Origin of the sequence: Microcystis sp. M44BS1, assembly GCF_020244875.1 — a bacterium.
GTDB classification, from domain to species: domain Bacteria; phylum Cyanobacteriota; class Cyanobacteriia; order Cyanobacteriales; family Microcystaceae; genus Microcystis; species Microcystis panniformis.
Map to the genome: position 1 here is coordinate 1 of NZ_JADBVM010000209.1, position 13,343 is coordinate 13,343.

Annotated in this window: 10 protein-coding genes; 1 reads left to right on the forward strand and 9 read right to left on the reverse strand. The window is 43.1% G+C overall.

The annotated features are described in order from the left end of the window. Positions 1-850: 850 nt before the first annotated feature. The 5 genes from IM515_RS16475 to sufB form a co-directional block, all read right to left on the reverse strand. On the reverse strand, positions 851-2,356 hold the full coding sequence (locus IM515_RS16475; protein ID WP_287628254.1) for an RluA family pseudouridine synthase: 1,506 nt from the start codon (positions 2,354-2,356) through the stop codon (positions 851-853). Between the two features lie 34 nt (positions 2,357-2,390). Then, positions 2,391-3,653 carry a SufS family cysteine desulfurase gene (locus IM515_RS16480; RefSeq protein WP_287628255.1) on the reverse strand — a complete coding sequence of 421 codons (1,263 nt, stop codon included), beginning with the start codon at positions 3,651-3,653 and terminating at the stop codon, positions 2,391-2,393. A gap of 55 nt (positions 3,654-3,708) precedes the next feature. Then, a complete protein-coding gene (sufD, locus tag IM515_RS16485; RefSeq protein WP_287628256.1) occupies positions 3,709-5,034 on the reverse strand; it encodes a Fe-S cluster assembly protein SufD in 1,326 nt (441 codons plus the stop codon). A 307-nt stretch (positions 5,035-5,341) separates the two neighbouring features. Beyond that, positions 5,342-6,112 (reverse strand): Fe-S cluster assembly ATPase SufC, encoded by a 771-nt coding sequence (gene sufC / locus IM515_RS16490; RefSeq protein ID WP_287628257.1) that lies wholly within the window; start codon positions 6,110-6,112, stop codon positions 5,342-5,344. Positions 6,113-6,301: 189 nt separating this feature from the next. Further along, on the reverse strand, positions 6,302-7,744 hold the full coding sequence (sufB, locus tag IM515_RS16495; protein ID WP_002783201.1) for a Fe-S cluster assembly protein SufB: 1,443 nt from the start codon (positions 7,742-7,744) through the stop codon (positions 6,302-6,304). Positions 7,745-7,958: 214 nt separating this feature from the next. Here sufB and sufR point away from each other — a divergent pair, with 214 nt between their 5' ends. After that, positions 7,959-8,597, forward strand: a complete 639-nt coding sequence (gene sufR, locus IM515_RS16500) for an iron-sulfur cluster biosynthesis transcriptional regulator SufR (protein ID WP_002789066.1) — start codon at positions 7,959-7,961, stop codon at positions 8,595-8,597. A 46-nt stretch (positions 8,598-8,643) separates the two neighbouring features. Here the strand turns inward: sufR and IM515_RS16505 are convergent, their stop codons facing one another. From IM515_RS16505 to IM515_RS16520, 4 genes are all read right to left on the reverse strand, one after another. Next, positions 8,644-10,200, reverse strand: coding sequence for a CPBP family intramembrane glutamic endopeptidase (locus IM515_RS16505; protein ID WP_287628258.1), 1,557 nt, complete (start codon positions 10,198-10,200; stop codon positions 8,644-8,646). Positions 10,201-10,339: 139 nt separating this feature from the next. Continuing rightward, on the reverse strand, positions 10,340-11,566 hold the full coding sequence (locus tag IM515_RS16510) for a glycosyltransferase family 4 protein (RefSeq protein ID WP_287628259.1): 1,227 nt from the start codon (positions 11,564-11,566) through the stop codon (positions 10,340-10,342). Between the two features lie 210 nt (positions 11,567-11,776). Then, positions 11,777-13,042: a phosphoribosylamine--glycine ligase gene (purD, locus tag IM515_RS16515; RefSeq protein WP_287628260.1), complete on the reverse strand. Its 1,266-nt coding sequence runs from the start codon at positions 13,040-13,042 to the stop codon at positions 11,777-11,779. Between the two features lie 85 nt (positions 13,043-13,127). Further along, the coding region (locus IM515_RS16520; protein WP_287698074.1) for a hypothetical protein at positions 13,128-13,343 on the reverse strand (216 nt) is incomplete at its 5' end.

A 13,343-nucleotide genomic window follows, 5' to 3' on the forward strand; every position in this document is an offset into this window, starting at 1 on the left:
ATTATAGGTCAAATAGCCATGACCATAAATGAAGTTTTGTCGGATTAAATAATTGGCTGAGTTGTAGAGATTTTTAGACTGCCAAGATAAATTATCTATCTCAGCCCAAAATCTATGTCCTTTCTTGATAATGTGTCTTTCTGCTACTAACATTATTATCCGTTGTCTTTTAACTCAGCGTCGGGTTTTGAATGGTTGTCATCCGTTATGATAATTGTACGAGAAGGCAATTGATAACCTGTTAAATTCCCTTGTTTCCACCACCTCCAAGCCGTTCGATAACTTATTCCTGTTTTTTTTGCATAGTCTGATAGTTTTGTCTGTACATATTACCATGAATGACTATATATGACTATATTTGTATTGAAACTTTACAATACTTTAGAAGGTCATAATCTGAGATTTATTAAACTTCTGAAATTGTAGAGTGAGCAAGGAATCAAGTTCTTTTTTTTCTATGTTTCCGATGAGAATCATTCAGACAGAAAATCCCAACTATGGCACTGGTAATCCCGCTCGGACAAGCTGAAAAAGTTTAAGGGTTTTGAGTCCCTCGGATCGATTTCTCAACGTTTATTTCTAGCACTTTTTTAACCAAAAAAGTGCCAAAAACCTTTTTTAGCAAGGATTGCACTGATATTCAGCCAACCCTATTTATTTTCTGGCTGACCTTGTACCCATGTTAGTAAATCGGGTTATAGCGTTTCCCAATCTCATGAGGTACACCAAAATCTTAACTCCTGACTCCTGACTCCTGACTCCTGACTCCTCAAAACCTAAGACTCTGTACCTCACAACTAGGGGAATTGCTATATTATAGATAGTTTTTGGCCGTTAGCAATTATAGCTCTCAAAAGGGGGTGGGAATGATTAGGTCAATTTTAGTTTCGGTCTGAGGATGACGAAAAGATAATTGTTTAGCGTGTAGGTATAAACGGTCGGACTGCTTACCATTATACAAGCGATCGCCTAAAATTCCTATCCCTAATCCCTGTTGACTATGAACACGAATTTGATGGGTTCTTCCCGTGTAGGGAATAAATTCGAGGCGAGAATAATTGCCTTCTTTACCGACAACTTTAAAATAGGTTTGACTAGCTTTTCCCCTTTGCCAATCCACAGTTTGATAGGGTCGATTTTGCGGATTTCCCCAGAGAGGTAGGTCAATTATACCTGATTCTCGCTCAATAATTTCTGATAATATAGCTTCATAGATTTTCTCCACTTCTCGCCGTTGAAATTGTTGGGATAAACAACGATAAATATCTAAACTTTTAGCTAGTAATAATATACCCGAAGTTTCTCGATCTAAACGATGAACGGGAATGAGATTTTTCCCTTGACGACGAAAACGATTAACCACAGCATCTTGACTATCTTGATAACGTCCTGTTACCGATAATAATCCTGGGGGTTTATTAATAGCAATTATTCCCTCATCTTCGTAGATAATTTCTAGGGATGAACGTAAACCAGAGAGTAAAAAACCCATGAGAGGTTGACATCTTTCTTGACAAGCGCCATAAAATTCTCCCTGTTTTCTATCTCGATTCGATTCTCCCCACCAAAATTCGGCCATGGCGATGGGTTTTAATCCTTTCATGGCGGCATAATTTAATAATTTTGGGGCGCAACATTCCCCTGTTCCCGTCGGTAACAAATTACTACCCATCAATTTAGCCAAGGAGAGAGATTGTCCAGAAAAGTTATTTAAACAGTAGGATTGATACAGCAATTCCTGTAACTGTTTGGAGAGGTTCCTACGCTGTTGCTTAAGTTCAATAATTCTCTGATTGGCTAAGTTTATTTTCTCAATTAAGGGTTCTAAAACTTGTTTTTGTTCCTGTTTTAATTGCTTTCTTGCTCTTTTTTCCTGACGACTGAGATTATTTAACTTTTCTAATTCTTCTGAGTTTAAATCTCCTAAATTTCTTAATCTATCTCTTTCCTGTTTATTGTTTTGATGTTGTTGCTGTAAAGCTTGGATTTTGCGCTCAAAATTTGCTTGATTGAGTCGATATAAATTATGTTCTGGGATTGATTGCAGGGTGATAATTTCCTGTTTAATTGTTTCTAAAAGTTGCAAAACGCGCTTTTCTTCCAGCATAATTTTTTCTCTCCCCACTAGGGACGGAACCCAGCCAGTAGCTTCTCCCTGTCCAGAAAAAGCTTTTAAAATTTCTATTTCGCCAGCGGCATTTTCTCCTAATAAAATTCCATACATTTTACCTTCAGGATTGGTGATAGTTGTCATCAAATCTTGGGCGATTTTTTCAGCCAAAAGAGTACGGGGCAAGCGCAATAACTCGCCCGTTTCGGGACAAATTCCTTGATAATAATAGGTAACTTCCTTCACTCTTTAAGAACAGGAAAAGGGGCTAGAGATACCCCTAAGAAAAACAATTGGCAAAGAAATCGATAGTTTCCTGTAGGGCGACAATAAAGCTATCAATTTCTTCGCGGGTATTATAAAAATATAGACTTGCCCGCGCGCTGCCGGAAGCATCAAAAAGGCGGTGTAGAGGTTGGGTACAGTGATGACCAGAACGAATAGCGATTCCTTCGTGGTCTAATAAAGTAGCTAAATCACTAGCATGAATCCCTTCCACATTAAAGGCGGCTAAACTAGCCCGACCCTGGCCCGTTAAACTAGGTGATGGCCCGTAAATTCTTAAACCCTCAATTTCTCCTAATTTTTTGAACAAATAGGCGGTTAACTCTTCTTCGTAGGCATGAATATTATCCATACCTAAACCCATTAAATATTCTACTGCAGCACCGAGGGCAATCGCTTCGCCGATAGCGGGGGTTCCAGCTTCAAATTTGTGGGGCAGTTCCGCACAGGTAAAATGGTCTAAATAGACTTCTGCAATCATTTCGCCACCACCAAAAAAGGGCGGCATTGCCTCTAAAATAGCCTCTTTGCCGTACAAAAATCCAATGCCGGTGGGGGCGCACATTTTATGACCACTAGCCACCAACCAATCACAATCTATGGCCTGCACATCAATGGCTAAATGGGGGACACTTTGACAGGCATCAATTAATGCTTTCGCCCCGACTTGATGGGCAAGGCTGACTATTTCGGCAACGGGATTAATACAGCCTAATGTATTAGAAACATGAAGGACAGCAACTAATTTAGTTTTGTCAGATAACAAAGATTTATATTGTTCTAAATCAAAGCTTTCTTCGCTGGTTAATGGCACATATTTAATCACTGCCCCCGTCTTTTGGGAGACAATTTGCCAGGGGATTAAATTACTGTGGTGTTCCATCACCGAGAGAATAATTTCATCCCCTGCTTTCAGGGTATTTAACGCCCAACTGTAGGCGACTAAATTAATCGCTTCCGTGGCGTTGCGAGTATAGACAATTTCCTGACGAGAAGCGGCATTAATAAACCTAGCCACCTTATCTCTAGCTCCTTCGTAGGCTTCCGTTGCTCGGACACTTAAAGTATGCGCCCCCCGATGCACATTGGCGTTATCTTTTTCGTAATAGTTTCGCAGGGTTTCTAATACTTGAATCGGTTTTTGGGAAGTGGCGGCACTATCGAGATAGATAAGGGGTTTATCGTGTACGGTTTGATGGAGGATAGGGAAATCGGCGCGGACTTTTTGGGCGAGGGTTTTTTCTTGGATAATTGTCATTTTAGTCAGGAGTCAGAGGGGTACTTTGGGCAGGTTGACACCCACCCAGGTAGAGTTATTCCACACTGCGACAGGCGACACATTGCCCCAATCTTTGGCGGAGGGATTCTAGAGGAATTTTAGCTAAAATCTCGGCCGAGAAAGCATCAATTAACAAACTGCGGGCGGTGTCGGCGCTTAAGCCCCGGCTTTGCAGATAGAATAAATCATCGGCTTCCAGTTGGCTAATGGTTGCCCCGTGGGAACATTTGACGTTATCGGCGGTAATTTGTAATTCCGGTTTGGTGTTGACTCGTGCCTTGTTAGAAATTAACAAATTCCGATTTAACTGGGAGGCGTTGGTTAATTGGGCAGGTTTGGGAACAAACACTTTACCATTAAAGATGGCATGAGCGCTACCATCAACGATACATTTATGCAGTTGGTTGCTGATACCGTGGGGATGGTTGAGATAGATGGCGCTGTGGGTATCGGCGTTTTGTTGTCCGGTAATCATGGCTAATCCGTGCAGATTTGTCTCGGTTTGTTCTCCTTTTTGCAGGATATCGAGGTTATGACGGTAGAGTTTAGCGCCTAGATTTATCTCGTTGAGAGTGTAACGGCTATCGCGCCCTTGTTCAATTATCGTGCGTCCGATGTGAAAACCATCTCCCGATTCCCGTTGTACTCTGGTATGGATGACTTCGGCGTTGGCTTCGAGGTAAATTTCCGTGACAGCGTTGGTAAAATAAGAGTAATTTACAGGTAAATCGGAGCAATATTCGGCTAAAGCTCCGTAATTCTCGATAATATTGACACTGGCTCCCGTTTCCGCCACGATGAGGCTATGGGGCTGATAAAAGCGGGGAATTTCCTCCACAACGGTGATAAATAAGAGATGTATGGGAGTTGTGACGACGGTGTTAGCGGTGACGTGAATTACTGCGACATCGCTTAAACCAGCTTGGTTGAGTGCGGTAAAAAATTCGGGGGTTTTTTCTTTCCCTAGATAGTTGACAAGAACATCTTTTTGTGCATTGGCAAGATTGCTGACGCTGACACCGGGGGGTAAAGCGGAGATATCGGACAATTCAGGCTGATAAATGCCGTTAACGAAGACTAAACGGCTGTTTTTGGCTTCGGGCAGTAAAAAAACAGCTAGGGCATTTTTATCGATTGTAACGGTTTGGGGGGCGCGAAAATCGATCGCCCAGAGTTGACTTAAATCGGTGAATTGCCATTCTTCGTCTTTTTTGCCCGGAATGGCTAATTCCTGAGCTTTACTGGCTCCCGATTCTCTTAATTCGAGAATTTTACCGTTATCGATGGTGGGAACCGTTTCGCGAGACAATTTTAACAATAATTCTCCTGATTGTTCAGGTTTCGTGATTATGGCTGTCATTGGTAGGAGGGGATGTGGGGTGTGGGGTGTGGGGTGTAGGGTAGTGGGGTAGTGGGGTAGTGGGGTAGTGGGGTAGTGGGGTAGTGGGGTAGTGGGGTAGTGGGGTAGTGGGGTGTAGGGTTTAGGAAGAATAAATAAAAGCCATCTCCTGATAACTGATAACTGATAACTGATAACTGATAACTGATAACTGGTAACTGGTAACTGATAACTGATAACTGATAACTGATAACTGATAACTGATAACTGATAACTGATAACTGATAACTGATAACTGGTAACTGATAACTGATAACTGATAGCTAGATTACTTAACGGCTAATACTTGTTCGTCAAGGAAATCGTAGCCAGTTCTTTCTAATTCGAGAGCTAATTCTTTACCGCCACTGGTGACAATGCGCCCATCGTACATAACATGAATAACATCGGGTTCAATGTAGTTGAGCAGACGCTGGTAGTGAGTGATAAGTAAAAAAGCGTTATCGGGGGTAGCTAATTGATTGACTCCCTGGGCAACAATTCGCAAAGCATCGATGTCTAAACCGGAGTCAATTTCATCGAGAATTCCTAAAGTGGGTTCTAATAAAGCCATTTGGAGGATTTCATTACGTTTTTTCTCACCACCGGAGAAACCTTCGTTTAAACTTCTGCCAAGAAAGCTAGGGTTCATCTGGACAACTTCTAGTTTTTTCTCGACTAATTCCTCAAAGTCAAAACTATCTAATTCTTCCAAGCCTAAATATTTTTGTCGGGCATTATAGGCAACGCGAAGAAAATCTAGGTTACTAACGCCGGGGATTTCGAGGGGATATTGGAAAGCGAGAAAGATACCCATAAGCGCTCGTTCATCGGGTTCCTTATCTAAAAGGTTTTCGCCTTTATAAATTATTTCTCCCCCAGTTAATTCATAATCGGGATGTCCGGCGATTACTTTGGAAAAGGTGCTTTTTCCTGAGCCATTGCGTCCCATAATTGCGTGGGTTTCCCCTGCTTTAATTTCGAGGTTAACTCCTTTAAGAATCTGGTTTCCATCAATACTAGCAGTCAGATTTTTTACCGATAAAATTACTTCACTCATGGGATGTTTTTCTAGAACAAAAATATTAGTTTTTGGGGTTGACGGCGAATCATCAATTGATGGATAAATTGTCTTAGCTTTTGGTGGGTTACGGCTATCGCCTAACTTAGCTTTTGGTGGGTTACGGCTATCACCTAACTTAGCTTTTGGTGGGTTACGGCTATCGCCTAACCCACCCTACTTTACCGGTTATCCGACGGTTCCTTCTAGCTTGAGACTGAGGAGTTTATCAGCTTCGGCGGCGAATTCCATCGGTAATTTACTGAGGACATCCTTACAGAAACCACTGACTAACATAGAGACAGCATCTTCCTCGGAAATACCCCGTTGTGCGAAGTAGAATAATTGGTCTTCACCGATTTTAGAAGTGGAAGCTTCGTGTTCTACTTTAGCACTGTTGTTATCCACCTGAATATAGGGAAAAGTGTTAGCTTCGGCATTATCTCCAATCAGCATAGAATCACACTGGGAGTAATTTCTTGCTCCCTTGGCTTTCGGTCCCATTTTCACTAACCCGCGATAACTATTTTGGGAATTACCCGCAGAAATTCCCTTAGAAATAATCGTACTTTTGGTGTTGCGGCCAATGTGAATCATTTTCGTACCTGTATCGGCCTGTTGTTTGTTATTAGTTAGGGCAATTGAGTAGAATTCCCCGACGGAATTATCGCCAACTAAGACACAACTGGGATACTTCCAAGTAATCGCTGAACCGGTTTCCACCTGCGTCCAAGAAATTTTAGAATTAACTCCTTTACACAGACCCCTTTTAGTGACGAAATTATAAATACCTCCCTTCCCATTGGCATCGCCAGCGTACCAATTTTGCACCGTCGAATATTTAATATCCGCATTATCGAGGGCGACTAATTCCACGACGGCGGCATGAAGTTGATTACTATCGTACATCGGAGCGGTGCAACCTTCTAAATAACTTACCGATGCCCCTTCTTCAGCGACAATTAAAGTTCTTTCAAATTGTCCTGTCTCACCGTTATTAATCCGAAAATAGGTGGACAATTCCATCGGACAGACGACACCTTTGGGGATAAAAACAAAGGAACCATCGCTAAAAACGGCAGAATTAAGGGCGGCAAAATAATTATCACCCACGGGAACCACACTGCCGAGATATTTCTGCACTAAGTCGGGATGTTCCTGTAAAGCTTCCGAAATAGAACAGAAAATAACCCCCTGTTCTGCTAGTTTTTCTTTAAAAGTTGTGGCGATAGAAACGCTGTCAAAGATAGCATCGACGGCGACGTTAGAAAGGCGTTTTTGTTCAGAAAGGGGAATGCCTAATTTTTCAAAGGTTTCGATTAAAGTGGGGTCAACTTCTTCAAGACTGTTGAGTTTTTCTTTTTTCTGTTTAGGTGCAGAGTAGTAGATAATATTTTGATAATCAATGGCAGGATAGGAAACGTGCGGCCAACTGGGTTCGGTCATCTTTTGCCATTGATGGTAGGCCCGGAGACGAAAATCGAGCATGAATTCCGGTTCCTTCTTTTTCGCCGAAATTAGGCGAATAATCTCCTCATTCAAACCGCGAGGGATGGTTTCCGATTCGATATCGGTGATGAAACCGTACTTGTAGGGTTGGTTAACGAGGTTTTTAACGGTGGTTGCACTCATGGGGGTTAGTGTTCTCTCTACGCGGGAGGCAGTTAAACAACAAGAAAGTTGTTTAAATTGATTATATAATAGATTAACAACAAAGCTGTTGTCAAAGTCAGGGAAAATTTGAGAGGATGCTGATAAACCTCTGTTATTCAGGTTACTCTGTAGGGGTAATTGGCCGCTCCTTGACCCTCAGCAATTGTACGCTAAAGCCTCTGTTTTTGGTATCATGACCACGACTCAACCCGCCTCGACGAAAGACGATATTCTGCAATATTTGCTCAAAAACGGTCAATCTACCGCCCAAGACTTGGCTGAGGAGTTAAGTATTAGTCCGCAAGCGACGCGCCGCCATCTTAAGGATTTGGAGGGGGAAGGACTGATCGAATATTTTGCGGTACAAAATAAGATAGGACGACCCCAGCACATTTATCGCCTCAGTCGTCAAGGTCGTGGCCGTTTTCCCCATAATTACGATAATTTCGCTGTTTCTTTCCTCAATACTCTCGTGGAGACGGTGGGAGAGCAACAGGTGGGGGAAATTCTCAAAAAACAGTGGCAACGCAAAGCGGCAGAATATCAATTGCGCCTCGGCAAGGGGTCTTTAGGGGAAAGAATGAGAAAATTGCTGGAAATTCGCCAAGAGGAGGGTTACATGGCAGAATTAGTGGCACTGGAAGCAGAAAATAGTTATGTCCTAGCCGAGCATCATTGCGCTATTGCGGAGGTGGCTGGTTCCTATCCCAGTATCTGTGGCCATGAATTAGAAATGTTTGCGCTACTGCTTCCCGATTGTACGATCGAACGGACTCACTGGATCAATCAAGGTGAGCAACGATGTGGTTATCTAATTAAGTGCAAGGGTTGACAGGGGACGATTACTTATCTCTAGACTAAGAGACTTTTTGCCTCACCTAACCCGCACCGCTGCCCAATAAAAATAAACTTAACAGGGTGCCACCATTCCAGAGACTATGAACCAACATCGAGGATAATAAATTTTTCGAGCGGGTGTAAACAAAGCCAAGAACACAACCTAGTACGGTTAAAGGCAGCACTTCTGACAAATTTTGGTGAGCAAGAGCAAAAATCAAACTACTAAGCGCAATCGCACCCCAAACAGGCAGATAACGAGTCAAAGAAGCTAGTAAAAAGCCGCGAAAGACAATTTCCTCGAAAAAAGGAGCGGCAAGGGAAGCAGTAAAGCCAAAACAGAGCAAAGCGAAGGTATTCTGGGATTCTAGGGCTAAAGTCAGCAGCGGGTTACTGCCTCCTTGTCCTTGCCAAATTAGTTGATTGAGCAAAGAAACGATAATAACGAGGGGTAAAGCGACGAAATAGCCGGCTAATCCCCAGAGGAGCCAAGGACTAAAGAGTTTAAAACGAAACCAATCGGGAGGTAAAGGGCGAAAAGGCTTGATTGCTAGGTATAAAACCGATAAACTGCTCACTGTTAAGGCTAAATAACTAACTACAACGTATATTGCTTTAGCTTCTAGGTTAAATTTTTCGGGATTGAGACTCAAGAAACTCGATAAAATCCCGAAAATTACTGGTAAAACAATTTGTCCGACGAAAAAGAAACCGATAATTATTCCCCACCAGAGGGTTTCTCCTCCCCACTTAGTTTGCCAAGCGAGACTATCATCTAAAAAGAGCAGCGCTCGCTGTTGACGGAGAAGCCACTGCACTAATAAAAAGATCAACAGCACAAAACCGATTAAACCGCCGATAAGAGGCAACAAAGCCACTAAAATTAGTTTAATTAACGCATTAGCCGCCACTTCACTCTGTTCTTCCTCTAAAGCGAGTAAATCCTCTTGACGATTTTCGAGACTATATAATTTTTCCAGAATGGTATAACGAAACCATCCTTGAAAATTGCGATCGATTCTCGCTTCAGCATCGGCAGCAATTTCGGGGGGTTCACTGTACAATCCCTCTAACAGCAGCGCATTTCGTAAAATAGCAGGTTTATAGTTCTCAAATGCTGATTTTTCCTTGATGTCTTGCCAGATTTGCCGTGCTGAATCCAAGTCACCTTGACTAGCTTGAATGAGACTTAATTTCAGTTCTAAATCCTTTAGGGAATTGATTTCCCGCTCAAGGGATTTTTTTTGTTCGGGATTAACTGCTGATTTTTTTAGTTCGGTGATTGTTTTTTTGGCACTTTTCTGGGCGGATAAATACTGTTCCTCGGCGGTGCTGTAGGGTTCTTCACCGATCAGGGAAGTTTGAATTAATTTAAGATTAGCAAATTCCTCGCTATTAGGATCAGCATCGCTGCTTAGAGTCGTGACTTGTAGATTGAGATTGGTTTGATATAGTTGAATATTAGATTGGATTTGAGGCTGATTAACACTGGAAATTAAAGCTGTAACCACTGGAGTTAAGGCAATAATTGTTAAGACAAAAGCGATCGCTTGTTTGAGACTTTGCCAGGGGAGTTTTTTTGAGAAATTATCGAACATGAAAATAGTTAAGTGGGAGTTAGAGGTTAGCTGATGGGGTGATGGGGATTGGGTGATAGATGTTGGGGTTTTAGGGTTTTAGAGTTTTAGGGTTTTAGTTGAAATTACCCTATCCCCCCATTTCCCTATTCCCTAATTATTAACTAACTACTTGAGAAAAAAGATTTTCGTATTGATCCAAAGTCTTTTCAAAAGCATAATTTTCTTCTGCGTATTGTCGTCCTTTTTCTCCTAGTATAGTTGCTAAATCTGGGTTTTTGTATAGCTTTAAAATAGCCGTAGCTAATGCCTCCGGATCTTCAGGAGTAACCACCAAACCACCACCACTACGCTCGATCGCCCTAGCAGCGGTTCCATCGGCGGGAACAGAAGCAATAATAGCACGGCCACTAGCTAATAATACCTGAATTTTGGACGGCATATTAAAGGAAATAACGTTATGTTTTTGCATCACCATACCCACATCAGCAGCGGCTAACATTTCTGGTAATTTTTCCCGGGGTTGAAAGGGTAATAAAAGCACATTACTGGCCCCCTGTTGTTGGCGATACTTTTCTAGGCGATCGAGTGCCTCTTTTTTACCAACAATTACCACTTTAATCTCAGGAATATTAACTAAGTGAACTGCGGCATCAATCAAAGTTTCTAAGGGTTGAGTTAGGGCAATATTGCCAGAATATAAAACAACAAACTTGCCCTCAAGATTATTTTCTTGGCGAAAATAATTATGGTTTTTCGGCAGAGGTTTAATAAAGCTGACATCGACCCAATTAGGAATTTCAATAATTTTCTGACTCGGCACATTTTTAGTGAGGAGATTTTTGGTAAAACCATCGGCAATAACTGAGATTTTGCTGGCAGTTTTGTAGGCAAATTTTTCGAGACTGCTAAAAACCTTAATCATTTTCTGATTAGTTAATAATCCCACATGAACTGCCGCATCGGGCAGAATATCCTGTAAATTTAGAATAATCGGTACTCCATATAATTTACTCAATAAAGCGGCGGGAACGCAAACGGGTAATCCGGGGACGGTTAAGAAAATTAGATCGGGTTTTTCGCCTTTGAGAGCCTGAAAGAAACTCAAAAAAACAAAGCTCAATTCAAAGAAAATTCGATTTTTTAAACTTCTTTGGGGGCGCGCCCAAACGTAGGAACGTTGAATTTTAACACCGTTGCGTTCTTCTTCCAGATAGATTTTTCCTCGGTATTCGGGATCGATTTCACTATTAGGATACCAAGGAAAAGCCGTCAAAACCCTGACTTGATGACCTCTTTTAACCAATCCCTCCGCCAATTCTGTCATCAGGGGAGCGATGCCGATCGGTTCGGGATAATAGTTATAAGAATAGAGCAAAATTCGCATAGGGATGGCAATTTGGTTGGGCGATTCAGTTTCATGATTTTATCAATAGTTACTGGTTTTTTGACCAGTCAGATGCGCTTTTGTCAGGGATTACCCTAGAAAGAGGTGAGGATTAGCGGTGAGAGATGCCGAAAAAAGGGGCAATTGGCTGCTAAATTAATCCTCAAAACCCATAACTATTCCCCCTTACCCCAGCCTCAATACTGACCCTTATTTTTCCCGTACCCGGTGGCCGATATCACGACGATAATAGATGCCCTGAAAGTGTATCCTGTTCACCGATTGATAGGCAAGTTCGATCGCCTGATTAAAATTCGACCCCATAGCCGTGACACCCAAAACCCGGCCGCCATCGGTGAAGATATCGCCGTGTTTTAAAACCGTGCCAGCGTGGAAAACGATCGCTCCCGCGGTTTCAGCGGCCTTAATTCCCGTGATTAACTGGCCTTTTTCGTAGTGGTCGGGATAACCGGCAGACGCGGCCACCACACAAACGGCACTACCGGAGCGCCATTGTAAAGAAGGGAAATCAGTTAATTTTTGTTGAGCGCAAGCCAGCAGCAGCGGTGCCAGGGGAGTTTCCAGTAGGGGTAAAACCGCTTGGGTTTCGGGATCGCCAAAACGACAGTTAAATTCAAGAACTTTTGGCTCTCCGGCGGGGGAAATCATTAAACCCGCGTAGAGGACTCCTCGATAGTCAATGCCGCGTTTTTGTAGGGTGGCGACGATGGGGGCAAGGATGTCTCGGTCCACCGCTTCGATAATGGCGGCGGTGGCTATGGGTGCGGGGGCATAAACTCCCATACCGCCGGTATTTTTGCCGGTATCGCCTTCACCGATGCGCTTGTGATCTTGGGCGGGTAGCAGGGAACGAAAGCTGATCCCATCGGTGAGGGTGAGGATAGACACTTCTTCTCCCTCTAGGAATTCTTCCACCACGACTTTAGTAAAGCCACTGGTAAAAAGATCATCGATCGCTTCTAGGGCTGTATCTAGGGTTTCGGCGACAATTACCCCTTTTCCTGCGGCTAATCCGTCGGCTTTCACCACAATTGGCGCTCCTTGCTCTCGGATATAAGTTTTTGCTAATTCTGCATCGGTAAAGGTTTCCGAGGCGGCGGTGATAACTCCTGCTTCGCTCATTAATTCTTTGGCCCAGGATTTGCTCGATTCAATTAAGGCCCCGGTTTGTGTGGGGCCAAAAACGGCAATTTCTTGGCCGAGAAGATGATCGGTAATGCCGAGGGAGAGGGGATATTCTGGCCCGACAACCACCAAATCGACGCGATTTTCCTGGGCAAAGCGGCTAATTTCGGCAAAATCCTCCATTGCTATGGGTATATTTTCACATTGAGGTAAAATTGCCGTTCCCCCATTCCCTGGAATACAGAACACTTGTTCTACTTGAGGCGATTGCAGTAGTTTCCAAGCTAGAGCGTGTTCTCGACCACCACTGCCGATAACGATAATTTTCACGGATAAACGCAGCCCAAATGACGATGGCTTAATTATCTCCTAGCTCTGGGGTGCCATTGGCTAGAAGTTGAGATTACTTAACTTTTTAATCGATTTGACGGATTGATTCAGGAGGCCCCGAGGCAGGAGGAGATAGGATGATAGGGTTTTGGGGTGATAGGGTGATGAGACAGCTTCCCCACTTCCCCACTTCCCCACTTCCCCACTTCCCCACTTCCCCACTTCCCCACTTCCCCACTTCCCCACTTCCCCACTTCCCCACTTCCCCACTTCCCCACTTCCCCACTTCCCCACTTCCCCA

Excerpts from the sequence above, each read along its gene's own strand:
- sufR (WP_002789066.1), top strand. The coding sequence starts at position 7,959 with ATGACCACGACTCAACCCGCCTCGACGAAAGACGATATTCTGCAATAT.
- IM515_RS16505 (WP_287628258.1), bottom strand. The coding sequence starts at position 10,200 with ATGTTCGATAATTTCTCAAAAAAACTCCCCTGGCAAAGTCTCAAACAA.
- IM515_RS16510 (WP_287628259.1), bottom strand. The coding sequence starts at position 11,566 with ATGCGAATTTTGCTCTATTCTTATAACTATTATCCCGAACCGATCGGC.
- sufD (WP_287628256.1), bottom strand. The coding sequence starts at position 5,034 with ATGACAGCCATAATCACGAAACCTGAACAATCAGGAGAATTATTGTTA.
- IM515_RS16480 (WP_287628255.1), bottom strand. The coding sequence starts at position 3,653 with ATGACAATTATCCAAGAAAAAACCCTCGCCCAAAAAGTCCGCGCCGAT.
- sufB (WP_002783201.1), bottom strand. The coding sequence starts at position 7,744 with ATGAGTGCAACCACCGTTAAAAACCTCGTTAACCAACCCTACAAGTAC.
- sufC (WP_287628257.1), bottom strand. The coding sequence starts at position 6,112 with ATGAGTGAAGTAATTTTATCGGTAAAAAATCTGACTGCTAGTATTGAT.